At 56.9% G+C, this 24449-nt stretch carries 27 protein-coding genes; 12 read left to right on the top strand and 15 right to left on the bottom strand.

The window, feature by feature from the left end; genetic code table 11:
* Window positions 1-473: 473 nt before the first annotated feature.
* The 6 genes from AABB29_RS04735 to AABB29_RS04710 all read left to right on the top strand — a co-directional run bounded on the left by AABB29_RS04735 (window position 474) and on the right by AABB29_RS04710 (window position 5916).
* Window positions 474-800 (top strand): hypothetical protein, encoded by a 327-nt coding sequence (locus AABB29_RS04735; protein ID WP_341368039.1) that lies wholly within the window; start codon window positions 474-476, stop codon window positions 798-800.
* An 84-nt stretch (window positions 801-884) separates the two neighbouring features.
* Window positions 885-1214, top strand: a complete 330-nt coding sequence (locus tag AABB29_RS04730; protein WP_341368040.1) for a hypothetical protein — start codon at window positions 885-887, stop codon at window positions 1212-1214.
* A gap of 150 nt (window positions 1215-1364) precedes the next feature.
* Window positions 1365-3401: a DNA helicase RecQ gene (gene recQ, locus AABB29_RS04725; RefSeq protein ID WP_373636801.1), complete on the top strand. Its 2037-nt coding sequence runs from the start codon at window positions 1365-1367 to the stop codon at window positions 3399-3401.
* A gap of 140 nt (window positions 3402-3541) precedes the next feature.
* Window positions 3542-4447 carry a tRNA pseudouridine(55) synthase TruB gene (gene truB, locus AABB29_RS04720; protein ID WP_341368041.1) on the top strand — a complete coding sequence of 302 codons (906 nt, stop codon included), beginning with the start codon at window positions 3542-3544 and terminating at the stop codon, window positions 4445-4447.
* Window positions 4448-4477: 30 nt separating this feature from the next.
* Entirely contained in the window at window positions 4478-5002 is a 525-nt protein-coding gene (locus tag AABB29_RS04715) for a DUF1643 domain-containing protein (protein WP_341368042.1), read from the top strand.
* A 131-nt stretch (window positions 5003-5133) separates the two neighbouring features.
* Window positions 5134-5916 (top strand): ion transporter, encoded by a 783-nt coding sequence (locus AABB29_RS04710; protein ID WP_341368043.1) that lies wholly within the window; start codon window positions 5134-5136, stop codon window positions 5914-5916.
* A 725-nt stretch (window positions 5917-6641) separates the two neighbouring features.
* Here AABB29_RS04710 and dxs read toward each other — a convergent pair.
* From dxs to AABB29_RS04685, 5 genes are read right to left on the bottom strand one after another with little or no spacing between them, the layout of a single operon-like run.
* Entirely contained in the window at window positions 6642-8555 is a 1914-nt protein-coding gene (dxs, locus tag AABB29_RS04705; protein WP_341368044.1) for a 1-deoxy-D-xylulose-5-phosphate synthase, read from the bottom strand.
* A gap of 12 nt (window positions 8556-8567) precedes the next feature.
* Complete coding sequence (locus tag AABB29_RS04700) at window positions 8568-9431, bottom strand: polyprenyl synthetase family protein (RefSeq protein ID WP_341368045.1); 864 nt, start codon at window positions 9429-9431, stop codon at window positions 8568-8570.
* Window positions 9424-9657 carry an exodeoxyribonuclease VII small subunit gene (locus AABB29_RS04695; RefSeq protein WP_341368046.1) on the bottom strand — a complete coding sequence of 78 codons (234 nt, stop codon included), beginning with the start codon at window positions 9655-9657 and terminating at the stop codon, window positions 9424-9426. Before AABB29_RS04695 ends, AABB29_RS04700 begins: the two co-directional genes overlap by 8 nt.
* Window positions 9654-10577 (bottom strand): histone deacetylase family protein, encoded by a 924-nt coding sequence (locus tag AABB29_RS04690; RefSeq protein ID WP_341368047.1) that lies wholly within the window; start codon window positions 10575-10577, stop codon window positions 9654-9656. The genes AABB29_RS04695 and AABB29_RS04690 overlap by 4 nt, the downstream gene beginning before the upstream one ends.
* 48 nt (window positions 10578-10625) lie before the next feature.
* Window positions 10626-11942 (bottom strand): vWA domain-containing protein, encoded by a 1317-nt coding sequence (locus AABB29_RS04685; protein WP_341368048.1) that lies wholly within the window; start codon window positions 11940-11942, stop codon window positions 10626-10628.
* Between the two features lie 79 nt (window positions 11943-12021).
* On the opposite strand from AABB29_RS04685, the gene AABB29_RS04680 reads away from it, so the two are divergent.
* Both AABB29_RS04680 and AABB29_RS04675 read left to right on the top strand, forming a co-directional pair.
* Window positions 12022-12780, top strand: a complete 759-nt coding sequence (locus AABB29_RS04680) for a DUF6502 family protein (protein WP_341368049.1) — start codon at window positions 12022-12024, stop codon at window positions 12778-12780.
* The gene (locus tag AABB29_RS04675; protein WP_341368050.1) at window positions 12777-12977 is read left to right on the top strand and encodes a hypothetical protein; all 201 of its coding nucleotides are present in this window, start codon (window positions 12777-12779) and stop codon (window positions 12975-12977) included. The genes AABB29_RS04680 and AABB29_RS04675 overlap by 4 nt, the downstream gene beginning before the upstream one ends.
* A gap of 171 nt (window positions 12978-13148) precedes the next feature.
* On the opposite strand, the gene AABB29_RS04670 is transcribed toward AABB29_RS04675, so the two are convergent.
* Window positions 13149-13352, bottom strand: coding sequence for a hypothetical protein (locus AABB29_RS04670; protein WP_341368051.1), 204 nt, complete (start codon window positions 13350-13352; stop codon window positions 13149-13151).
* 295 nt (window positions 13353-13647) lie between these two features.
* Here AABB29_RS04670 and AABB29_RS04665 point away from each other — a divergent pair, with 295 nt between their 5' ends.
* On the top strand, window positions 13648-14106 hold the full coding sequence (locus AABB29_RS04665; protein ID WP_373636800.1) for a hypothetical protein: 459 nt from the start codon (window positions 13648-13650) through the stop codon (window positions 14104-14106).
* A gap of 173 nt (window positions 14107-14279) precedes the next feature.
* Here AABB29_RS04665 and AABB29_RS04660 read toward each other — a convergent pair whose 3' ends face one another.
* Together AABB29_RS04660 and AABB29_RS04655 are read right to left on the bottom strand one after the other, a co-directional pair.
* On the bottom strand, window positions 14280-14981 hold the full coding sequence (locus tag AABB29_RS04660; RefSeq protein WP_341368053.1) for a response regulator: 702 nt from the start codon (window positions 14979-14981) through the stop codon (window positions 14280-14282).
* Entirely contained in the window at window positions 14978-15484 is a 507-nt protein-coding gene (locus tag AABB29_RS04655) for a MarR family transcriptional regulator (RefSeq protein WP_341368054.1), read from the bottom strand. The genes AABB29_RS04660 and AABB29_RS04655 overlap by 4 nt, the downstream gene beginning before the upstream one ends.
* A 146-nt stretch (window positions 15485-15630) precedes the next feature.
* On the opposite strand from AABB29_RS04655, the gene AABB29_RS04650 reads away from it, so the two are divergent.
* Entirely contained in the window at window positions 15631-16500 is an 870-nt protein-coding gene (locus AABB29_RS04650; RefSeq protein ID WP_341368055.1) for a branched-chain amino acid aminotransferase, read from the top strand.
* Window positions 16501-16545: 45 nt separating this feature from the next.
* Here the strand turns inward: AABB29_RS04650 and AABB29_RS04645 are convergent, their stop codons facing one another.
* The gene (locus tag AABB29_RS04645) at window positions 16546-16731 is read right to left on the bottom strand and encodes a hypothetical protein (protein WP_341368056.1); all 186 of its coding nucleotides are present in this window, start codon (window positions 16729-16731) and stop codon (window positions 16546-16548) included.
* 145 nt (window positions 16732-16876) lie between these two features.
* Here AABB29_RS04645 and AABB29_RS04640 point away from each other — a divergent pair, with 145 nt between their 5' ends.
* Window positions 16877-17518 carry a hypothetical protein gene (locus AABB29_RS04640; RefSeq protein WP_341368057.1) on the top strand — a complete coding sequence of 214 codons (642 nt, stop codon included), beginning with the start codon at window positions 16877-16879 and terminating at the stop codon, window positions 17516-17518.
* Here the strand turns inward: AABB29_RS04640 and AABB29_RS04635 are convergent, their stop codons facing one another.
* Window positions 17519-18439, bottom strand: coding sequence for a DMT family transporter (locus AABB29_RS04635; protein WP_341368058.1), 921 nt, complete (start codon window positions 18437-18439; stop codon window positions 17519-17521).
* A 117-nt stretch (window positions 18440-18556) separates the two neighbouring features.
* Here AABB29_RS04635 and AABB29_RS04630 point away from each other — a divergent pair, with 117 nt between their 5' ends.
* A complete protein-coding gene (locus tag AABB29_RS04630; protein ID WP_341368059.1) occupies window positions 18557-19588 on the top strand; it encodes a fatty acid desaturase in 1032 nt (343 codons plus the stop codon).
* 7 nt (window positions 19589-19595) lie between these two features.
* Here the strand turns inward: AABB29_RS04630 and AABB29_RS04625 are convergent, their stop codons facing one another.
* From AABB29_RS04625 to AABB29_RS04605, 5 genes are all read right to left on the bottom strand, one after another.
* Window positions 19596-20750, bottom strand: coding sequence for a PQQ-dependent sugar dehydrogenase (locus AABB29_RS04625; RefSeq protein ID WP_341368060.1), 1155 nt, complete (start codon window positions 20748-20750; stop codon window positions 19596-19598).
* Window positions 20747-21787, bottom strand: a complete 1041-nt coding sequence (gene queG / locus AABB29_RS04620) for a tRNA epoxyqueuosine(34) reductase QueG (RefSeq protein ID WP_373636799.1) — start codon at window positions 21785-21787, stop codon at window positions 20747-20749. Before queG ends, AABB29_RS04625 begins: the two co-directional genes overlap by 4 nt.
* A 21-nt stretch (window positions 21788-21808) precedes the next feature.
* Complete coding sequence (locus AABB29_RS04615) at window positions 21809-22474, bottom strand: glutathione S-transferase family protein (RefSeq protein ID WP_341368061.1); 666 nt, start codon at window positions 22472-22474, stop codon at window positions 21809-21811.
* A 65-nt stretch (window positions 22475-22539) separates the two neighbouring features.
* On the bottom strand, window positions 22540-23301 hold the full coding sequence (gene mtgA, locus AABB29_RS04610) for a monofunctional biosynthetic peptidoglycan transglycosylase (RefSeq protein WP_341368062.1): 762 nt from the start codon (window positions 23299-23301) through the stop codon (window positions 22540-22542).
* A gap of 133 nt (window positions 23302-23434) precedes the next feature.
* Window positions 23435-24277 carry a DUF481 domain-containing protein gene (locus tag AABB29_RS04605; protein WP_341368063.1) on the bottom strand — a complete coding sequence of 281 codons (843 nt, stop codon included), beginning with the start codon at window positions 24275-24277 and terminating at the stop codon, window positions 23435-23437.
* Between the last annotated feature and the right edge of the window lie 172 nt (window positions 24278-24449).

The following is a 24449-nucleotide window of genomic DNA, read 5'->3' as shown; positions in this document are numbered from 1 at the left end:
CGTAGAGGGTTCAGATCGTCTTGGCAATGCAGCAGATTCGCTCGGCCGAGACCAATAAACCCCTCGATTTCTTGTCAGAAAGCTCACGCCCGCGCGAGGCCAAGGAAATATTGGCTGCTCACAGAAATGCGCCTCTTTGAAATCTGTGAGCGATTGAAAGGGAATATGCCCAATTACGCGTGACCTAAGGGCAGTCTGTGCACATATCGGGGCGCATTTCTGTGCGCTAACGCACGAATAAGCCCCATTAGCGTTCAAATCCCTGTGTCAAGCACCATTGCTGATCACATTGATCACCATTTTCGTGAACGCCGCAAACCTTTCCGAATGGGCTCGGATACCCAATCTTAACCTCATCAAACGGCGCCACCCAAGACGCCACATACAAACAACCGCGGTTCACACCGCACCACACGAAACCAAAGCAATCGCGGTCATCAAGATCGCATCACACAACATAAAGGAACGAAACCATGACTATTAAGACAATCATCCTCGCCGCTGCAGTTGCAACAACCGGTTCTTTCGCTGCCGCCGACTCTTACTTCGAAAACGGCCGCACACTGGACCGTGACGATACACTGGAACTGGGCCTGGTTCGCGCTGACGGTGCCGGCGTTGTCGAAATCTATGATTTCCACACCGGTGTTCGTGGTGCGCTGCTGGGCACAGAGACAGTCCAAGCTGGTGCAAACACAGATGTTCGCGTCAACGTTGGCTTCCCACGTACCCAAGACGTCCTGGCGGTCATCAACATCGAAGGTCAAGACGTTGTGACCAAAGTCTACGACATCAACTAATCCCCCCTCACCTTGGGCCGCTAAATGATCGGCCCAAGGACCCTCAATCAAAAAATGAAACGAAAATCTAAAGGAACGAAAACCATGTCTATTAAATCAATCATTCTCGCCGCTGCTGTTGCTGCTACTGGTTCTATGGCCGCCGCTGACTCTTACTTTGAAAACGGCCGTACCCTGGACGCCGATGATACACTTGAGCTGGGTCTGGTCCGCGCCGAAGGTGCTGGTGTTGTTGAAATCTATGACTACCATCGCGGTGTACAGGGCGAACTGCTCGGTACTGAAATGGTGAACGCTGGTGCAAACACGGATGTACGCGTTGACGTAGGTTTCCCACGTTCCAAGGACGTTCTGGCTGTGATCAGTGTCGACGGTCAGGCTGTGGCTTCGAAAGTCTACGACATCAACAGCTAATCAGCTGAACATTCTCCCTGTCCAGAAAAGGTCGCTTCCTCGCGGAAGCGGCCTTTTTTGCTATGCGGGCCAGATACATCTTGTCCCGCGATTCCCCCTATGAAATTGTGACCGGCAAACACACCCACACATGTAACAGGCCCCGCATTTATGTCCGCTGCCACGCTTTTACGTGATGTCTTTGGCTTTGATGCGTTCCGTCCGGGCCAACAAGAGATTGTCGAGGCCGTCACAAATGGCCGCAATACGCTGGCCATCATGCCAACGGGTGGTGGGAAATCCTTGTGTTTTCAATTGCCTGCTTTGGTTCGCGATGGCGTGACGGTTGTTATATCGCCCCTCATTGCCCTGATGCGCGACCAGGTGCGCGGCCTGCGCGAGGCTGGCGTGGAAGCGGGGGCTTTGACCTCTGGCAATACCCAAGAAGAGACTGATGCGGTTTGGGAGGCGCTTGAGCGCGGTGCGCTAAAGCTGCTTTACATGGCGCCCGAACGTTTGGCGGCGGGTGGTACCATGAATATGCTGCGCCGGGCCAGGGTGGGTCTGATCGCGGTCGATGAAGCGCATTGCGTCAGCCAATGGGGCCATGATTTTCGGCCCGATTATCTGCGTATCGGTGATCTGCGCCGTATGCTTGACGTGCCATTGGCCGCGTTTACCGCGACTGCGGATTCCGAAACCCGCGAAGAGATTGTCCAAAAGCTGTTTGACGGGGCTGCGCCAGAGACCTTTCTGCGCGGCTTTGACCGCCCGAATATTCACCTGGCTTTTGCTGTCAAAGACGGACCGCGCAACCAGATCCTGAGTTTCGCAGCTGCTCGCAAAGGTCAATCTGGCATTGTCTATTGCGGCACACGCGCCAAAACCGAAACACTGGCCAAGGCCTTGGATGCTGCTGGCCATCTTGCCTGTCACTATCATGGCGGGATGGAGACAGGCGATCGCCGTGATGTGGAACGCCGCTTTCAGCAGGAAGATGGGCTGATCGTCTGTGCAACCATTGCCTTTGGTATGGGGATCGACAAACCTGACATTCGCTGGGTCGCGCATGCCGATTTGCCCAAATCGATTGAAGGCTATTATCAGGAAATCGGCCGTGCAGGCCGCGATGGTGCCCCTGCTGAAACCCTGACCCTGTTTGGCCCTGACGATATTCGTTTTCGCAGGCAACAGATCGACGAAGGGCTCGCCCCACCAGAGCGCCGCGCCGCCGATCATGGGCGGCTGAATGCGTTGCTTGGCCTGGCCGAAGCGTTGCAATGTCGGCGTCAGAACCTGCTGGAATATTTCGGTGAAAACCCTGCGCCTTGCGGCCATTGCGATCTTTGCGACAAACCAGCAGAGGTCTTTGATGGGACGACCGCTGTACGCATGGCGCTGTCGGCCGCTTTGCGCACGGAGGAATGGTTTGGCGCGGGGCATCTGATCGATATTTTGCTGGGCAATGAGACCGACAAGATCCGCCAGCGCGGGCATGACAGCTTGCCGACCTACGGTGTGGGCAAGGATTACGATAAACGCCAATGGCAGGCGATTTTCCGGCAGATGATGGGCCATGACCTGATGCGCCCCGACAGGGAGCGACATGGCGCGTTGCGGATGACAGAAAAGGCGCGCCCGATATTGCGCGGCGCGGCGACGATTACCTTGCGGCGTGATACGATCAAAGCCGCGCGCGGGCCGGGCCGGAACGTGCGCATGTTGGTCAGCGAAGAAGACGCGCCGCTGCTGTCGGCGCTGAAGGCGAAGCGGCGCTATCTGGCAGAGCAGGCGAACGCCCCGGCTTATATCATTTTCAACGACCGTACATTGATCGAAATGGCGGAAAAGCGGCCGCTGACACTTGATGAGATGGCCCAAATCGGCGGTGTCGGAGCAAAGAAGCTGGACAGTTACGGCCGCGATTTTCTTGAGGTTATCGCAGGTGCAGTGGAAGAGATGCACCCAATGCGCCGTAAGTTGGCTGGGCGCGATGACGGAACCGTTTATGATAGGCTCTTTGAGGCGCAGACCCAGCTGGGCCGTGGCCCGCATGGTGTTGATAAACCGATGAGCTGCTCAGCCTCAATGCTGGCAAAGGTCGCTCAGTTACGTGGGGCCACGATGGATGACCTGACGCGGCTGATCGGTGACAAATACGCGGAACGGTTTGGCGATGCATTCCTTGAGATCCTCGAAAGCCGATGACGCTAAAATCCGGTAGGATTTTAGGCCAGAATTTAGCTAAATTCTGGGCACGCCTCGCTTAGGGTCATTCCGGAACGCTTGGCTTGACCCGGCGCACCGGCACCATTAGCAGCCCGGTGACAAACAAAGAGGTCGGATAGATGGCGCGCAAACGTAAAGGACGGGATATTTCTGGTTGGCTTGTGGTGGACAAACCTGCCGGGATGACCTCGACCGCTGTTGTGAACAAGGTGCGCTGGGCGATGGATGCCAGGAAGGCGGGTCATGCGGGCACGCTTGACCCTGAAGCCACAGGCGTTTTGGCCGTTGCGTTGGGCGAGGCGACCAAGACAGTTCCCTACATCACCGAAGCGCTGAAAGCCTATGAGTTTACGGCCCGTCTGGGGCAGGCGACCAATACCGATGATGCCGAAGGTGAAGTGATCGCACAGTCTGATCTGCGCCCTGATGATGAGGCGATCAAAGCAGCATTGTCGGCGTTCATCGGGGATATCATGCAGGTGCCACCGCAGTTTTCGGCCGTCAAGATTGACGGGGAACGCGCCTATAAAAAGGCCCGGGATGGTGAAGAAATGGCCCTTGCTGCACGGCCGTTATGGGTTGAAGAGTTGCTGCTGATCGACCGCCCTGATGATGATCATGTCCTCTTGGAAATGACCTGCGGCAAAGGTGGCTATGTTCGGTCCATCGCGCGTGATCTGGGCGATGCGCTGGGTTGCAAGGCGCATGTGAAATCGCTGCGTCGCATCTGGTCGGGGCCGTTTCAGGCCAGCGACGGGTTGACGCTGGAGCAAATTGATAACATGGCGAAAACCCCCGATCTGGACCAATATCTGAAACCGCTGGAAGTCGGGCTGGCCGATCTTCCTGAGGTACGCTGCCTCGCCGAAAGCGTCGCCAAGCTGCGTAATGGAAATCCGGCCTCGGTGATCGCCAGCGATGTCGAATTTGGCGACGAGGTTTGGGCCTCTTACGATGGAAAAGCCATTGCTGTCGGAACCTATCGCGGCGGTGAGATGCAGCCGTCGCGCGTTTTTGTCGCGTAAAATGGGTTTCGCCTTATCGCGCCGTTTATCATGATCACGCGAACCCATATCAAGGGCGATGCGCCCTCAACCGCGATCTATTCCGATTGCGAACGCTATCGCTACGCGCTTAGCCGGTCATGGGATCAAACGGGTAAGCGGCTGCTGTACGTCATGCTGAACCCGTCCAAAGCGACCGAGGTGCAGAACGACCCCACGGTCGAACGCTGCGAAAGGCGCGCCCGGGCGCTGGGCTTCGGGGCGATGCAGGTCACCAATATTTTTGCCTGGCGGGAAACCGATCCGCATAAGATGCGCAAAGCCAAAGACCCGATCGGCCCTGATAATGACCGTGTTTTGCAAGAAGGCGCGCTTTGGGCAGATGTGATTATTGCCGCTTGGGGTACACATGGCGCGCATCTTGGCCGGGGGCCGATGACCGAACAGGTGTTGCGCGAAACGGGCAAAACGCTGCATTGTCTGGGGCTTAGCAAACACGGCCATCCCAAACATCCGCTGTACATAAGCTATACACAGCAGCCCGTTCTTTGGGCGAAAGCACTCGGCAGCGACTGACGCACAATCCAAAGTCTTGCGTTCTGCCTTGTGACCTATTTCCTGCTGAAGAGATGCGGTGTTGGACTGGCTACTTGCCTGTTTCGTCGAAACATTTCATATCTGCAAATTATCGAAACAAGGTTCAAATTATGACGCTTCGCCAGAAAACCGCTGCAATTCTTGAAACCCAGTTCGTGCAGAATTTTGTGGTTGGCGTGATTATCTTCAACGCTGTCATATTGGGCCTAGAGACATCCCAAAGCGTTATGGCCCGTGTCGGCGGACTGATCGAAATGCTGGACAAGATCTGCCTTGCGATTTTCGTGGTCGAACTGTTGGCCAAGATGTTCGCACAAGGTCTGCAGTTTTTCCGGCGCGGTTGGAACATATTTGATTTTGTCATCGTTGGCGTGTCGCTGGTGCCAGGTAGTGATGGAATGTCTGTCTTGCGGGCGCTGCGCATTTTGCGTGTGCTGCGTGTTGTGTCGGTCGTGCCGTCCCTGCGCCGCGTGGTCGAAGGGTTTGTCACTGCGTTGCCTGGCATGGGTTCGGTCTTTTTGTTGATGGGGATCGTATTCTATATCGGCGCTGTGATGGCGACCAAGCTGTTTGGTGAAAGCTTCCCCGAATGGTTCGGCACATTAGGTAAATCCGGCTATTCACTGTTTCAGATCATGACGCTTGAAAGCTGGTCCATGGGCATCGTTCGTCCCGTGATGGAGATTTATCCGCAGGCTTGGATCTTCTTTGTGCCCTTTATTATGGTCACCACATTTGCAGTAGTGAACTTGTTGGTGGGTTTGATCGTGAACTCAATGCAGGATGCCCATGCAGCCGAAGAGAACGCTGCAACAGACGCCTATCGCGACGAGGTTATGCGCAAACTGAACGCGATTGAGGCGCGGTTGGACGGGGCTGGGAAGAACCGTTGAGGTCCGGTTTGCGGGACAAAGTGTGCTTTCGCTGCAGCTGAGCCAATGTCCGGTTAGGCGAACATTCAACAAGCGGTCCTTTCTAAACAGCAGCCCATAACGTCTTTAATTTCGTTATCGTAGGGCCACACCACGCAATGGGGCACCAGATCGGCATCCAAATTCGAGCTGTCCGATGCCTCGTACCCAAATGCTGTGGTTGGCATAAAGTTCAAGATGGTCGCATGTTGTTGTCACATCCATCATGCGTGGCAACCACGTAAACATATCTAAGTACTCATTTGCAGTGTCAGGCTGTCGTTCAGATGGCGCAATGAGACAGTCTGCCAAGACCGAAGTTTCCATGGTTTTGATCGTGCGGCACCTGATCCATTTGCCCACCAACAACTCCTCTAGTGAAGCAGTTTTCGGTATGTTCAGGCCCCATGGAACTATAACCGTTCCATCCTGAAGGCGCAGATATCCATCTGCTGTCAAGTCTAAGACGATGCTGTCAATTTCAGCGGCCGCTATTGGGGAGGCCCAAAATACTGTGAAAGCGAAGTATCTGAGAGCTCTATTCACCTACAAACCCTCCTCTGACAGCAGCATTTCTCGCGACGTCAATCCCTGACCTTGTTGCATGGCTGGTACGTTAGGCACAATTGTTGCGTGGACATTAGATAAGCAGACTTTAGCTGCAGCACAGAAAATTGGCAAAGCGGGCGCATTGCAGGCACTCAACCCTATGCGCGCTTCTCCAGCGTCGCCACACTCAGCACATCCAGCACTTTTGCTTCGATATGCGCCGCGTTCATCCCTGCCACATCATACATCGCAGACGGGCTGGCCTGGTCGATGAAGATGTCCGGTAGCACCATGGATCGGTATTTCAGACCCTGATCAAAGACCCCTTCTTCGGCCAACAACTGACCAACATGCGACCCAAAGCCCCCGACCGCGCCTTCCTCAACCGTGATCAACGCATCATGGGTGGCCGCCAGTTTCAGGATCAGGTCCCGGTCGAGTGGTTTGGCAAAGCGCGCATCGGCCAGGCTGGGGGTGATCCCTTTGGCGGTCAATGCCTCGCAGGCTTTTTCGGCTTCTTGCAGGCGTGTTCCGAAAGATAGGATGGCGACTTGTGACCCCTCGCGGATCATCCGGCCTTTGCCGATTTCCAGAAGTGCGGGGTTTTCCGGCATTTCAACCCCCACACCTTCGCCGCGCGGGAAGCGGAAGGCAATTGGGCCTTCGTCGTGGGCGGCAGCCGTCGCCACCATGCGTACCAGTTCGGCCTCATCGGCGGCGGCCATCACCACAAATCCGGGCAGATTGGCCAGATAGGCCACGTCAAATGACCCTGCATGGGTTGCCCCATCGGCCCCCACGAGTCCCGCCCGATCAATCGCGAAACGCACCGGTAACCGTTGGATCGCCACATCATGCACAACCTGATCGTAGCCGCGTTGCAGGAAGGTTGAATAGAGCGCGCAGAACGGGCGCATTCCGCCCGCCGCAAGCCCCGCGCTGAATGTCACTGCGTGCTGTTCGGCGATGCCCACGTCAAAGCAGCGGCTGGCGTAACGCTCCATGAATTTGTTCAGGCCCGTCCCATCCGGCATCGCCGCCGTGATTGCGCAAATTTTGGGGTCATCCGCCGCCAGATTGACCAAAGTCTCTGCAAAAACAGAGGTGTAAGAGGGCGCATTGCTGGGCGCTTTCTTTTGCTTGCCTGTCAGGACGTCAAATTTCGCGGTGGCATGGCCCTTGTCTGACGCGGCCTCTGCCGGGGCGTAGCCTTTCCCCTTTTTGGTGATCGCATGGATCAGGATCGGCCCTGTTGCGCGCTCTTTCACGGTCCGCAGGACTGAGAGCAGTTGTTCCATGTCGTGCCCGTCGATCGGGCCGAGATAGGAGAACCCGAGTTCTTCGAACAGCGTTCCGCCAACGGTCATATGTTTGACCATATCCTTGGCCCGCCGCGCCCCTTCGCGGAAGGGTTCGGGCAGCAGGGACACGGCCCCTTTAGCGGCGGCTTTCAGTTCCTGGAACGGCTCGCCTGCATAAAGCCGCGACAGGTAGGATGACATCGCCCCGGTGGGTGGCGCGATCGACATTTCATTGTCGTTCAGGATCACAATCAACCGCTTACCCAGATGGCCTGCGTTGTTCATCGCCTCATAGGCCATGCCCGCCGACATGGCGCCGTCGCCGATAATCGCAATCGCATCGCCCCCTTCGCCGCCTAGATCGCGGGCGACAGCAAAGCCCAAGGCGGCAGAAATCGAGGTGCTGGAATGCGCAGCGCCAAAGGGGTCATAGGGGCTTTCAGAGCGTTTGGTGAAGCCGCTAAGCCCGCCTTCGGTGCGCAAAGTACGGATCCGGTCGCGCCGCCCGGTCAGGATTTTATGGGGGTAGCATTGGTGGGACACATCCCAGATGATCTTGTCCTTGGGCGCGTCAAAGACCGCATGCAGGGCGACTGTCATTTCCACCACACCAAGGCCCGCGCCCAAATGCCCACCGGTCTCAGACACGGCTGAGATCGTCTCGGCGCGCAGTTCATTGGCCAGTTGGCACAATTCCGCATCGGACATGGCTTTCATGTCGTCAGGTGTGTGTACCCGGTCAAGGATTGGGGTGATGGGTTGGTCAGACATGGCAGACCCTTCCTAATGCGTCCGCGCGATCACAAATCGGGCGGCTTCTTTCAACGTCTCGGCGTCATCGCCGTAAGGGGATAACGCATCGCAGGCCTCTTGTACCAGTTCATTGGCGCGGCGTTTCGCCCCATCGAGACCGAGGAGAGAGACGAATGTGGCCTTGCCGGCATTGGCATCCTTACGAACAGCTTTGCCGACAGTGTCGGCATCACCCTCCACATCCAGAATGTCATCGGCAATTTGGAAGGCGCGGCCTATCGCGCGACCATATGCATCAAGATGCTTGGTTGTCGCATCTGTGTGCAAAGCGCCTGCTACGGCTGACCAATGCAACAATGCGCCGGTTTTTTGCCATTGCAAGCTTTCGGCCTCGGCAAGTGAAAGTGGTGTTTCTGACCGCTCTGCCATCATGTCCAGCATTTGCCCCGACACCATATACCCGGCCGCAATCGAAAGGCTCTCCATAAGCCGTACAGTCACATCATCGCGAAGTGCAGCGCCCGCGATCAACCCGAATGCCGCAGTTTGCAGAGCATCCCCGGCCAGTACTGCGGTAGCTTCGTCCCATTTTTTATGGACCGTCGGTCGCCCGCGCCGCAGGTCATCATCATCCATACAAGGTAAGTCATCATGGATCAGCGAATAGGCATGAATGCACTCAATCGCCGCCGCAGCATGACCTGCTCTTAGTCGGTGTTCGGGCCCGTGCAGTCCGGCACCTTCGAGAACCAGAAACGCCCGCAGTCCCTTGCCGCCTTCAAGCGCGTAGCGCATTGCATCATCGAGCGGTGCGGGGCCAAAGCTGGGTTGGGCATCGATGACATTTGCGACGATGTCGCGCGCATCGGCTAACGCAGCTTGCAGGTCAGCCATCCAGCGGCGCCGTCCCCTTCGGCTCTCCGCCTTCGCCTAGGGTGATCTTGGCGACTTTTTCTTCGGCTTCTTTCAGCTTGGTTTCGCAGCGTGCTTTTAAAGCCGCGCCGCGCTCATACAGCGCGATGCTTTCGTCCAAGGCCACATCGCCTCGTTCCAGCTGGCCAACAACCGTTTCCAGCTCTTTGATCGCGTCTTCAAAGCTCATCTGATCCACGTCGCTCATCGGCCTCTTTCCTCCAAAATCTTCACATGGGCGGCAGCGGATGCGCCCAGCGCGGGCAAGTCATAACCCCCTTCGAGAGCCGATACCACCCGGCCTTTGCAATGGCGATCCGCCAGATCGCAAAGCTTGCCCGTCACCCAGGCGAAATCTTCGGTTGTCAGTTCCATGCCCGCCAATGGATCATCGCGATGTGCATCAAATCCAGCCGAAATCAGCAGTATTTCAGGAGAAAACGCATCAACGCGCGGCAGGACGACCTGCTCATAAGCGTCACGGAAGCCCTTTGAGCCTGTCCCGCCGGGCAGAGGCACATTCAGCACATTGCCAACACCCGTTTCATGGGCCGCACCGGTGCCGGGATAAAGCGGCGATTGGTGGGTGGAACAAAACAGAATACGCGCGTCATCTTCGACCAGGTCCTGCGTGCCGTTGCCATGATGGACATCAAAATCAACGATGGCCACCCGGGCCAGCCCGTGGTGATCCAGCGCATATTTGGCCGCAATCGCAATGCTGCCGAACAAGCAAAAGCCCATCGCCGTCTCGCGCTCTGCATGGTGGCCGGGGGGGCGAACGGCGGCAAAGGCATTTTGTGCCTCGCCCCCCATCACCAGATCGACGGCCCGCACAGCCCCGCCCGCCGCGCGATAGGCCGCTTGCAGACTGCCCACGGACATATGCGTATCGGCATCCAGCGAACGCCAGCCTTCATCCGGGGCGGCGGCCTTGATGGCGTCGATATGCGCTTTGGGATGGGCGCGCAACAGATCGTCTTCAGCGGCCATGGGCGCTTTGACGCGGTGCAGCTCCATTCCTTCAAGCGCGCCCAGAACAGCATCCAGGCGCGCCACTTGTTCGGGGTGGCCGGGCGGGGTGACGTGGCCCAGGCAATCATCATGCGAAATCAATGCGGTTGTCATGGGGGTATGTGACCCAATTTCCGGATCAAGCACAACCGTATTGGGCGCTTAGTCGCGGCAGATACCGCCCTGATAGCTGCCGACTTCGCGGATCACATCCGCAGCGGGGGCCTCAACCCGGCGACCGCTTAGCTCGGACCTCAACACCCGGATCATCAGATCATTGAGGCGGGTCACCTGATAGCACGAGATCGTCGGCTCGGCATGGGACAGCCCGACGCCGCTGTCATCGGTCAGGAACAGATAGCGCCCGCCGGTCATCACGGAGCCTTGGCGCATCAGATATTCCAGGCTGGCCTCGGTGCCGCTGGCGGCCAGGCCGAAGACCTGAATGCCATTCGCCGCTGCCGTCTCGGCGGCACTATAGTATCGCCCTGCATGCCACGCGCGCGGTGGCTCATCCCCGATCTGAAACAGTAACCGCTCGCCCTTTCCGCGCCGCCAGTTCAGTTGCACTGCCTCATCCAGCGCATGGGCGACCATCTCTGGCCCACCAGCACCGCCCCAGGCATTCTGTGCAGCGACCCAGCTTGTGAATTGGTTTATGTTGTTGGTAAATCCGTAGTTGCGAACCGGCTGGGGATCACCTGGCGATCTGTACACAACCAGCCCATAGCGGATATCGACGCCCGGCGCCGCCGTCCGGGCTGCACGTGAGATTTGACCGATCTCCTCGGACAGCCACTTTAGCTCATCGCCCATGCTGCCTGTTGCATCGATAACAAAGACGAGATCCATGAAATCAGGGGACCACGCGTTTTCGCTGGGCAGTGTAACGACTTGACGGCCCGTACCTGTTTGCAGTTGGGCTGCTACCGCGGGGCCACCTGCCTCAGGGAAGGCGTGCAATTCGATTTGGCGTGGGCGTCCCGCACCCAAGGCGCGAGGAAAGACAGTGATCCGCCCGTCGACACCGGAATAGCCATCATAGAAAGGGTCAGCTTCGCCGGGCTTGCGCAGGGTGAACCGCACGCCGGGTGCGGGTGCGCCTGAGGGACCGCGCAATTGGGCCATTATCGGCGCGTCCAAGGCAGCCGCGCGCCACCCAAGCGTTTCAGATGCTTCATCTTGATAGCGCAGGAATCGGGCGAGGTTCAGCGTGTCATCGATGTCCCCTGCAGTCAGCACACCTGCACTGACTTGTGGGGTCGGTGCCGGTGCCGGCTTTACGATACGCCGTTCGATGACCGAAGGCGCCGAATCGACAAGGACGGGGGCGGCCAGAACCTCAGGGGCAGCTACCGGTGCGTTAATCGCGGACTCCTCCAAGACGGACACGGGCGGCGGTCCGTATGAGGGCGCCGAACAGGCGGCAACCACGGCTAACGGACCAAGCATCAACAAGGTTTTTGGTGTGAATTGCATGGCGATCTCCATAAATGTGTAATTTGCACATATTTTGAAATCGATGGACCTGTCAACAAAAATGTGCAAAAAGCACATTATGATTGATTTGCTCGATAGACTGCTGGCCCCACTTGCCCGCCTGATGGTGGCCAGAGGGGTGCAATTCCCAGAGCTGTCTGAACGGCTTAAGGCGCATTACGTCGACGCGGCTCGGCAGATGTCCGACGGAAAGTCGACGGATAGCCGACTGTCCGTTTTGACGGGATTGCAACGGCGCGACATCGCCCGGCTGCGTGCGCTGCCAGCGCCTGAGCCGCGCACGCACCACCTGGCCCGGCTCTTGGCCCTGTGGCAGACCGAACCTGAATATGCCGGGCAAGACCTGCCTAAAAACGGGGATGCCCCTTCGTTCGAAGCGCTTGCCCATATGGTGCGCAAAGACATCCACCCGCGCACGATGCTTGATGCGCTTGCGGCGGTTGGCGCTGTGTCGGTCGACACCGAGACGCAGCATGTGCGGCTGTTGCAGGCGTCTTATCAGCCACTGCAAGGGTCCGAAGATCAACTGGCCTATCTGACCGAAAACCTGGGCGATCATTTTGACGCGGCCACCGACAATGTGCTGGGCCAAACGCCACCGCATTTTGAACGCGCGGTTGATTACACCGCCTTGACCGATGAACAGGTTAAGCAGCTCAAGGCGATCCATGATACGGCGCAAATGGCGCTGCTCAAAGAGCTCAGCGCCCGAGCGGCAGAGATGAAGAAAGCGGCCAGGTCATTGCCAGCCGATCAGGTGCGTTCTAGGTTTCGGGCGGGCGGGTATTTCTACAGTCAGCAGGACAAAAGCCGATGAAAAGACATGTGTTTTGCCTGATGTTCTTGCTGGGAGCATGCAGCATACCGCCTGAGACGCGGATGGCGACAGAGGAAAATGGTCTTTCAGAAGAGGCCCTGATCGCGCCCGTCTTGGCCGCACCCATTGTCATGCCGACCTGCACGCAGGACGAGGCGATCAGCCATGACGGGATCGGCGGCACCGGGTGCCCTTAATCATGTTGGTTGGCGCTGGCTTTGAAGGGGGGCGGCGTCGCAATGGTTCAATTAACTGCTCTGCGGGACAGAGTTAGCTTTCGTTTCCGCTTCGCCTAATGGCTGCTTAGACGCGGATTTGTAAGCAATTTAGAGATCCAGAGCCGCTGCGCGCAACACCTCTCTATTTGACTAGAAACGCTGTGGTGTTTTTCTGCCTCCGCTCAAGGCGAAGATCACTGCACCGATCAACATCGCAACGTAGGGCGAATATTCTGAGATTGTATCCGGTAACCTATAGTTCACGTAAGTCCAAATATCACCGCCCTGCAGGCCAACGACTAGGTCAGCGATGCCCCATAAAATGAAGGCTACACCAATAATCTTCAGTATCATGTCGTTTCCTCTTCGTCGAAAATACTCCTACTCAATTCAGGTAATTTTATGGCGCTGGTATAGATCCTGTTTTGCCTCGTGCAACGGGATCAGGCCACTAAGCCAAAGAGCGAGTGATATTAAAATAATACAAGTTTCTGGCTTGCCTTTCCTGCTTTGTTGCGTTGCGCGCGGAATTCCGATAAATTCCGTTAACCTTCTGTTAACCAATGCGCCGCGACATCATTCAGGGGACATTCAGATGTTAGCACAATCATTCAAAAGCAATCGCTCTGATAAATCGCGGCAAGGAATCATGATCGCCTATTATGCAGTCATCGCGGCGTCGGCTGGCTTGACGTTCGCGTTGGTAAATCATGCGGGAGACGCTCTAGTCGGCCCTATGTGGCGCGACATTGGGATCGTTTCGCTGGGCTGTTTGATGACTGTTTGTGGGTTGTTTCTGTGCCGAAATTGGATGGGTGGTCCCGGTGCTTTGGGCGTCGCCCGTGCTTGTGTAGGGGCGGTTAACATAACGTTTTGTGTGTCCATTGTCGCGGGCACAATGGTTTCGCCATTTTTTGGGTTGGTAAAGGGGCCGCAGCTACTAATGTCGTTGTTTGGCTCCGAACCAATTTTTGCGGTTCTTTGGGGTCTCATATTGTTTGAAACACACCAGTTTTTGAAACGGTCGCGGCTCGAGATGAGCCCGACAAAAACTGCTGATCTTCGTCAAGGCAATGTGAGTGATTTTACGCTCAAAAACGTGCGCTGAATCCCCCAAAGCAATATCCTTTCATCAAAAGAGGTCTGTGAACTCGTTGCTTTTCAACGTTCACCATTCTTTTATGTTGAACCGGACATTCATGCAGAGTGCAGCATCGGTGTGTCTGGGCTCAAACCAGTCTTTCACCGGTCTGAAGTGAACACCCAGCCGGATGCACCCGCTTACTCAGGCGCCAGCATATATCCTGCGCCGCGTACTGTTTGCAGATAGCGCGGCTGCTTTGGGTCGGCCTCGATTTTGCGCCGCAGACGGGTGATTTGTACATCGACAGCCCGTTCCTGGGTTTGCCCGCCAGAGCGGCTGAGCTCTTCGACCAGACGTGCCCGTGTCACAGCCTCGCCCGGGCAACCTGAGAAGATGCGCATCAGTTGGCTTTCGGTGGCTGTCAATCGGACCAGTTGATCGCCCTGCCACATCTCGCCGCGCTCAATGTCATAGCGCACAGGGCCAAGGTTCAGCACTTTGGGCAGCACGACCGCGGGTTCTGCATTCGGGACGCGGCGCAGGATCGCGTTGATCCGCAGTAGCAGTTCCTTGGGCTCAAAGGGTTTGGCCAGATAATCATCGGCCCCAGCCTCAAGCCCGGTGATCCGGTCGTCGGTGTCGCCTTTGGCGGTCAGCAGCATGATCGGGGTTGTGATCGTTTTGCGCAGATCCCGGCAAAGCGCCATACCGTCTTCGCCCGGCATCATCACATCCAGCACGATCAGATCAAATTCCAGCCCCGAAAGGACCCGCCTTGCATGGGCCGCATCCCGGGCGGTGCTGACAAGAAAGCCAGATCGCATCAGGAATTTTTGTAAAAGGCCGCGGATCCGTTCGTCATCGTCAACAATCAACAAATGTGCATCATCAGAATTCATTCAACTTTATCCTTCATCGCCTCGTAATGATGGCGGGTCTCGTCATCCATCATGGCTTCAAGTACTTGCCTGAACCCGGCAACTGCAGCAGGACCGGCGGCGCGGTAAGCGGCGCGCATCCTGTCGCGTTGGGCATCAGACAAGGCGCGTTCCAGCGCTGCACCTTCTTCGGTCAGGTGCAAATGGCGTTCGCGTTTATCACGCGTGCCAACGGTGCTTTTCACCAGACCGTCCTCGATCAACGTGCGCAAGACGCGGTTGAGCGATTGTTTCGTGACCCCGAGGATAGACAGAAGGTTATTGACCGTTGTGCCTGGACTGCGATGGATAAAATGGATCGCGCGGTGGTGCGCCCGCCCATAAGCCTTTTGCGACAGGATGCGATCGGGGTCCGCCGTGAACCCGCGATAGGCGAAAAACATCGCCTCAATCCCCTTGCGCAACTGTTCGTCCGTCAGAAAAAGCAGGCTTTGCCCCATTTGTGGCTGCAAGCCGTCGCTCATCGATTGTCTCCTCACTCTTCCGGTCACAATACGTCAGCTTTGTTGACATTCCAAGAATCAACTGTTAGCGATTTGCAGAAATTGCGTAATATTATGTCCGAAACGGACCTACCTACGTAATAAATGCAAAATTTAGGAGTGCGAATATGGCTGGCGCTTATGACGACAGAGACGGGACAATCTGGATGGACGGCCAGCTGGTCGACTGGCGCAGCGCCAATGTGCACATCCTGACCCACGCGATGCACTACGCCTCGTCCGTTTTTGAGGGCGAGCGTTGCTATTCCGGTAACATCTTCAAATCCCGCGAACATTCCGAACGTCTGATCACGTCAGGCAAGCTGATCGATTTTGATATTCCTTACACGGTTGATGAAATCGAAGCGGCCAAACAGGCCGCGCTTGACGCCAACGGGCTGACGGATGCCTATGTGCGCGCTGTTGCCTGGCGCGGCGCGGGCGAGGATATGGGTGTCGCCTCTGCCAAGAACCCGGTTCATATGGCGGTCGCCTGTTGGGAGTGGGGCAATTACTATGGTGACGCCAAGATGAAAGGCGCCAAGCTGGACATCGCCAAATGGAAACGCCCCAGCCCGGAAACCGCCCCTTCGCAGGCCAAGGCCGCCGGTCTTTATATGATTGCAACCATGTCCAAACATGCAGCCGAGGCAAAAGGTTGTTCGGATGCGATGATGTTTGATTATCGCGGATATGTGGCCGAGGCGACCGGCGCCAATATCTTCTTTGTCAAAGATGGCGAAGTGCATACACCTATTGCCGATGCGTTCCTTAACGGGATCACCCGACAAACCGTCATTGGCATGCTCGAACAGCACCAGATCAAAGTGCATGAGCGCGTGATCATGCCCGAAGAGCTGGAAGGTTTCCAGCAATGCTGGCTGACCGGCACCGCCGCTGAGGTGACGCCGGTCGGTCAAATCGGGGACTATAATTTCGAAGTTGGCGCGATGACCCGCGACATCTCGGATGAATACGAAAAGCTGGTGCGCAGTTAATCCGTCGCAATCAGCATAAAGGGGCCAGCGCTGGCCCCTTTTTTCTTAGACGTCCTGCCTGCGCGCAAAGCGAAGGTAGTGCAGTGATCGGGCGGATCGCCTGATATGGCGTTTGCGGCGCTGTAGGCTCAGGCTGGTGGGGTCCGGGTGTTCTGCCCGTTCGATGGCAACAGCCCGCCCCAGCCAATTGCGTGATGCGATCTGCGGTCGGTCAAGAATATGTTTGCCCATTTTCTCCTCCATTTCCGATGCGGAATTGTAACAGATTCAGGGAAAAATTGCCCGTTGAATCATTTTTCGTCGCCCCGACAGTATTTTGACACATCGCGCGATATACAATCCTAGGTAGCAATCCACGCGCCGATAAGGAAAGTTCTTGCCCTGCTATGGGCAAATTAAGCTGCCGATGAACCAAGCCACCAGCCCCCATCGCGCCCCAACCAAGGCCGAAACAGCATTGCAACGCGTTTTGAAATCCGCCCCGCAAGAGCTGTGGCTGGATACGATCCGGCGTTGCAAAGGGCCGCAGCATGATGGTCTGATCTCTTGGATGATTAACCAGCCCCAATGCGATTTTGCCGTCGCGGTTCATGCGTTTTATCGCAGTGATCCGGGGCATTATCTTGACCTGCCACGCCCATTGCCCACCGCGCCAGAGCCGTCTGACATATTCGCCCAGCTCTTGATCAATTGGGATGCGGGCTATTATCGCGATCATCAGCTTGCTGTGGACAAACGTGACATTGACCCCCGCCAATTGGTGCGGATCAACCAAAAGATCGCAGCGCGCCCGCCTGGCTCGTTGCCTTTTTCGGTTCCCAAACGGTTTCTTGACCCGGTAGGTGGCGCGGCCCGGCTTTTGCCGCCCAGCCTGTCGCCTGACAATGCCCGCCACCTTTGGCCAATCTATGCGCAACTTGGCCTACAAGTGCCGCCATCTGCGCCGGGCATCCGGCGGACACTCGCCGCGCTGAGCGCGCGTTTGACACCGGCCAAACGACCCGAGCAGGGGCTTTAACTAGGCCCCAATATTCCCGGTCGCCTTGCGCTGCTCGGCGCGTTGCAGGCCCAGGCGCCGTTCGCGCCAGATGATCAAAACACCTGCGGCAATGACGATACCGGCGCCAAATAACATGGTCGCCGATGGGGCTTCGTCAAAGATGAAATAGCCAATCGTCAACGCCAGGATCATTGAGGTGTAATCAAAAGGGGCGACCAGCGATGCATCTGCATAGCGATAGCTTGAGGTCAGAAAAATTTGCCCCAGACCGCCCAGCAAGCCTGCCATGATCAGCAGTCCGGCCATGGTCCAGCTGGGCAGAACCCAGCCCCAGGGCAGCGTGAAAAGCGACATCACTGTTGAGGTGATCGTGAACCAAAAGACGATGGCGGCGGTCGTCTCAGTCGCGACCATCTTGCGCACGAAGACCTGCGCCAATGCAGCCATTACGGCACCCATGAGGACAACAACGGCGCCCAATGTCTCAGATACGTTCAAACCTGTCCCGACCGACAGGCGCGGGGACAAAACGATCAGGACCCCGATCATACCCATTGCCACGGCGGACAGACGAAAGGCGCGCACCTCTTCATTCAGAAACATGGCCGCGAAGATGACGACCAGCAGCGGCGCGGCGTAGCCGATGGCCGTGACTTCGGGCAAAGGCAGTAAGCCAAGGCCGGTAAATCCCAGCCCCATTGCACAGGTGCCGACCAGGCCGCGCCAGACATGACCCATCGGTTTCTGCGTCTTCCAGCCATTGCGCAAATCGCCGCGCATCGCCAGCCAGCCAAAGATGATCGGAAGCGCAAAAAATGACCGGAAAAAAACGGCTTGGCCCGGTGGCACCTCAATCGATGCGGCTTTGATCAGACTTGCCATGCCCATGAACATGCAGACCGAAAGGATCTTGAACAGAATGCCACGAAGCGGCTGCATGCAGGTTTTCCTCTTTTTGGGCAGCCTACGCCGCATGGTTAACACAATGAAGCCTCTTTCGGTGTTTACCGGATGTCGTTAAGGCATCTCATACCAAACCAGAATAAGAAGAGTTTCATGCAGGAAAAATCCCCCGAGAGAACAAACATGACGCCGCGCGATTGGGTACGGGTCTTGGCGAAATACCGTGAACCAAACAGCCTTCGCAGCAGCTTTGAATTGGGGGTTAGCCTGATTCCATTTGTTGTTTTATGGGTTTTGGCCTGTTGGGTCGCTGATTACAGCTATCTGGCCGCTTTCTTGATTTCGGCATTGAACGGGCTGTTTTTGTTGCGCCTGTTTTGCATCCAGCATGATTGCGGTCATGGATCGTTTTTTGGGAATCGCAATGTCAGCGATTGGGTCGGGCGGGCCCTAGGCGTCGTGACGCTGACCCCTTACGATGTTTGGCGGCGCAGCCATTCGATCCATCACAGCCATGCGGGTGACCTTGATCATCGGGGCATTGGTGACGTGATGACCTTAACGGTCGAAGAATATCACCAGCGCACGGCCTTTGGACGCCTGCTTTACCGCGCATATCGGCACCCGCTTGTCATGTTTGGGCTGGGGCCAACCTATCTGTTCATTTTGCAAAACCGGTTGCCGCTGGGCTTTATGAAACAAGGGCGGGAATATTGGATCAGTGCGATGGGCACGAATGCGGCCATCGCCGCCATTCTGGGTACAATTGTCTATTTTGGCGGGTTACAGGCCCTGTTCTTGGTCTTTTTGCCCACCACCTTGATCGCTGCATCGATCGGGGTTTGGCTGTTTTACGTCCAGCACCAATTCGAAACGACCCATTGGGACCAACGTGAGGATTGGCAATTGCATGAGTCTGCACTTTACGGCAGCTCGCACTACGATCTGCCTCCGATCTTGCGCTGGTTCACAGCCAATATCGGCATTCATCACGTCCATCACCTGTATAGCCGCATTCCGTTTTACCGGCTGACCGAGGTGCTGCGCGATCACAACGAACTGGTCGACATCAGCCGCATGACCATCATGCAAAGCTTCAAATGTGCCAGTCTGGACCTCTGGGATGAAAAAAGCCGCCGCCTGATTTCTTTCGCAGCAGCGCGCAAGGCAGCACCCGCAAATTAAGTCTGGCCTATCCGGGCGTGATGCGCAGAACCTGCCCGCGCCCGGAATCTGTCAGGATCAGCACGGATCCATCATCCAGAACCTCAACATCGCGGACGCGGCCTATATCGGTTAGCAAACGCTCTTCACCCACAACGCGTCCACCTTCTAGTTTCAAGCGGACCAGCGCGCCGGGGTTCAAGGATGCAATCAACAGATCACCCTGCCAATCGGCATAGGGGCCATCGTAAAACATCATCCCACCAGGGGCGATGACAGGATCCCAGTAATAGACGGGCTCTTCAAACCCTGTGGCGCGGGCCAGCCCATCGCCCACATCCGATCCGCGATAATTGATTCCATAGCTGACAACGGGCCAGCCGTAATTACGCCCGGCTTGGGGTTGGTTCAGCTCATCGCCGCCGCGTGGTCCATGCTCAATCGTCCAAAGCCCGCCGGGGCCAATGGCCGCGCCTTGCATATTGCGATGGCCCAATGACCAAACCAGATCATTGCCCGCCCGCCCGACAAATGGATTGTCCGAAGGGGCAGAGCCATCGGCATTGACGCGGACAACCTTACCATGGGTCGTCTCAACATCCTGTACCAGCGTACCGCCATCCCCCGCACCGCGATCACCTGTTGTGATCCACACCGTGCCGTCAGCCATCGGGATAATGCGACTGCCAAAATGGCGGCCATTGCGGGCAGGGTTATCCTGCACAAAAATATCGGCAACATCGCTGATCTGCCCATCGGCATTCAGAACACCGCGGGCTGCAGCGGTCACCAGACCGCCGCGCACTGGCTTGGCATAGGTCCAGAAAATCATGCGGTCCTGCGCGAACCGGGGCGAGGCGGCAATATCCAATAAGCCGCCCTGGCCCTCATCGGCGATATCCGACAAGCCCGGCAAAGGGGTACTGACCGTGCCATCCGCATTGATCAGACGTAACCGGCCGGGACGCTCGGTCACTAAAAACTGGCCATTGCCCAAGGGCGCGATACCCCAAGGGTTTTCCAGATCATCGGCAAAGACCGATACGCTGACATTGGTCGCCGGCAAGGCCGGAGCGCGGACCTGCTGGGGAAAAGCAGGCGTGAAATCGGCATTGGGTGGGCCTTGTTCGACCTGCGCAAATGCGGCGACGGGAAACATCATCAGGGCAAGAATTCGGATCATGGGGCTACCTCCTGCAATCGCAAGATAGCCCAACGCGCGGCGTCTGCCACTGCCGTATCAGGATCATCAACCAAAGGTGAGACTGCGCCCAGCAATGCGGGGTCGCCCGAATTGCCAATGGCATAAGCCACATTGCGCACAAAGCGATCCCGGCCAATGCGCTTGATAGGCGAGCCTGAAAAGCGGTTGCGAAAACCGGGATCATCCAGCGCGGCAAGTTCGGCCAATGGGGGGGCTTGCAGATCGTCGCGGGCGGCAAAGCGGGCATCGCGGCCGTCTTGGGCAAATTTGTTCCAAGGGCAAACGGCCAGACAATCATCGCAGCCATAGATGCGATTGCCCATCCGGGCGCGCAGCGTTTCATCCACCGGGCCCTTATGTTCGATGGTCAAATAGGAAATGCAGCGGCGGGCATCGAGTTGATAAGGCGCCGGAAAGGCGGCGGTGGGGCATATATCCAAACAGGCAGTACATGACCCGCAATGGCTGATCTCGGCGTCGTCGGGGGGGAAATCAACGGTGGTGAAAATGGCACCGAGAAAGAACCAAGACCCTAAATCGCGACCCAGCAGATTGGTGTGCTTGCCTTGCCATCCAAGCCCGGCGGCCTGGGCCAGCGGCTTTTCCATGACAGGGGCGGTATCGACAAATACTTTGATCTCGGCGCCTGGGACCTGATCAATCAGCCAGCGGCCCACCCGTTTGAGGCGTTTTTTGACGATGTCATGGTAATCGCGCCCCTGGGCATAGACGCTGATCGCGGCGCGGTCGGGTTGGCCAAGAACCGTCATTGGATCATGGGTCGGGGTGTAAGGCTCGGCCAGCATGATAACCGTTTTCGCCGCAGGCCACAGCGCTGCAGGATCGCCGCGCCAATGCATGCGCTCGGCCATCCAGGCCATCTGACCATGCATCCCGGCATCCACAAAGGCGGCCAGGCGCGCGGCGATTTCGGGCACGCTATCAGGGCGGCAGAACCCAACCTTGGCAAATCCGGCCTCTGTCGCGAAGGCGATCAGATCGTGCTTGTCGGTCATCGGACCGGCAGCAGTGTCAGATCAAAAATCAAGATCGGCATAATGCGCAGCAGGCTGAAAGCCGGGCACTTCATCGGCAAGGATCGATCGGAAGGCCGGGCGCGATTTGATCTTGGCGTACCAATCCTTGACGGATTCGTGGCGGTTCCAATCCACATCGCTGGTGTAATCCAGACAGGACAGCTGCGCGGCTGCGGCAAAATCGGCCATGGTCATATCATTGCCGGCAAGCCAACGGCGGTCTTCAAGAAGATAGGCCATGTAATCAAGGTGATACTTGATCGCCTTGGCGCCCGCTTTGACATTGGTGCTATCGGGATAGCCGGTGCCCATGACTTTGCGAAAGACACGCTCGCCCGTCAGTTTCGTGGTGACCTCATGATAGAACTTATCATCAAACCAACCGACCAAGCGGCGGGCCTCGCAGCGGGCCTCGGCGTTTTTGGGCAAAAGCGCAGGGGTGGGGTGGGTTTCGTCGATATATTCACAGATGGCGACGCTGTCAGACATCGTCCGGCTGCCCATTTTCAGCACGGGCACCTGGCCTGCAGGATTACGCCGCAAAAAATCCGGGGCTTTTTCCCAATAACGTTCTTCGACCAGCCCAACCTCGATCTTCTTTTCGGCCAGACACAGGCGGACTTTGCGGGAAAACGGGGATAACGGATAATGATACAACGTGTTCATCACGGGCTCTTGGGCTAGGGTTTACACTTCAATGCAGCAACGGGCGGTTTGTATCAATGGGCAGGTCAGGTTTCAAAGCAATCCGCGCGCCCATCCGCTGCAATGGTTGCAGCCCCGCTCATGATCTGGCGGGCGCGGTTGCGGGTGAATTGACTAGGGTTTGAGGCAGAGCGGTTCTTGGGCGAAGGTAGGATCGCGGCTAGGCGGGCGGCCTGTACTGCCGACAGATCGGCTGCATCCACACCAAAATAGTGACGGGCAGCAGCCTGCACGCCAAAGACGCCTTCATCAAACTCTGCGACGTTCAGATAAATCTCAAGGATGCGTCTTTTGCTCCACGCAGCTTCGGTCAGCGGGGTCCAGAGCGCCTCAATCGCTTTGCGCAGCCAACTGCGGCCATGCCACAGATAGACATTCTTGACGACCTGCTGAGAAATGGTCGAGGCCCCGCCGCGCCCGCTTTCCACAGCATTACGGATCGCGTTTACATCAAGGCCCCAATGCAGGCAGAAATTTGCATCCTCGGCCGCGACCGCCGAGCGGGCCATGACGGGGGCGATCTGTTCCATATCGACCCAGGTTTGGGTCACGCCGCCCAAACGCCGCCCTTCGCCGAACATATAGGGTGTCGTTGGTGGGGCGATCAGGGCGTAGATCAAGGTCGCAATCAGCACAAAACCAAGCGCAGAAAACACGGCACCCCAGAGCAAACGGCGCAGAAAAACCGAAATCCGGGTCAATAGCCCCGGGCGTTTTTTCTTTGTGGTCCGTTTCTTGGCCGCCGGTTTGCGTGCCGGTTTTTTTGCCGTTTTCTTACGCTCTGCCATCGTCCCCATAAGCCATGGAGAGGGTCAAAGCGTCAAGAAGCTTCGCCGATTTCGGCGCGAAAGCGCGAGGACTGATGCGCCAATGGCAAAGGGCGCACCAGATGGCGCGCCCTTTTTTGGGATCAGTCGGTGCTTAACGGAAGTTATACACGACAGAAACGCCGAATGTGTTCCGGGCATCATCCAGACCATCATCGGTAGCGTCGTTAAACGCCGTGGTCAGGCTGGTGCGCAGAGCAAGCGCATCCGTCATCGACACGCTTAGCGCCAGCTCGTTATTCACCAAAACGCTTTCTTCTGATGCAATGACATCAGTGTCATTGGTGATGTAGCTGGTTTGGCTCAGGCTTTGGAAATAGTTCGATGACAGGCTGGCAGCGGCTTCGCGCACCTCGTCCTCGTCAACCAACTGGGCCACGCGGTAACCGGGACCAGCCTGCACAGACCACTGACGCTCGGCATCATTGAAGATGCGGTAACCCAGACCGGCCCCAACAAACACGTCAGATTCGTATTCGCCAATTTCATCGGCCAGCCCGTCAAAAGTAACGTCTGCTTTACCAAAGGCGAATAGGTTGCTGGACAAATCACGGCGGTAATCAAAACCAGCCAGAAGGTTGTTCTGGGTCTCTTCGTCGTCGGCTTCGCCATAGTTGTAGCTTAGCGACAGGTCATAGCCGTTCAGGCCGTCATATGTGCCAAACCGCAGGCCAATGCCCAGATCGACGACATCATCTTCGTCATCGTTGGTGCTGGTCGCCCGCGCCGAAAGCGAGCCATAAGATCCAATCCGACGTCCACTATTGCCAAACCGCTCAAGATCACGGTCACGATCGTCGCGGATTTGCTCTTCGAGGTTTTCAACAGCATCGCTGGCTGCATCCTGATTTTCGAATGCTGTGCTTTGCGCTTGGGCGGATGCGCCTGCGAAACCAGCAAGAGCGGTCGATGCTACGATAATTGCCAATTTTTTCATTTGGTCGTCCTTTCACATAAGGCGGGGATGCCGCCAATACGAAAGGAAATGACAACAAGCGCGCCATGTTTTCAGAGGGAAAGAGCACGGTATTTTCCCCAAAGCGGGAATACGCAAACGCGCAATTTTTCCCCTTTCGGGTCCGGGTGTAACCTGTCGTGAAAATCGGGCG

The organism is Yoonia sp. BS5-3, from assembly GCF_038069655.2.
Lineage (GTDB): Bacteria > Pseudomonadota > Alphaproteobacteria > Rhodobacterales > Rhodobacteraceae > Yoonia > Yoonia phaeophyticola.
Note: the sequence above shows the minus strand (reverse complement) of the source record. Positions and strands in the feature narration are given on the sequence as shown.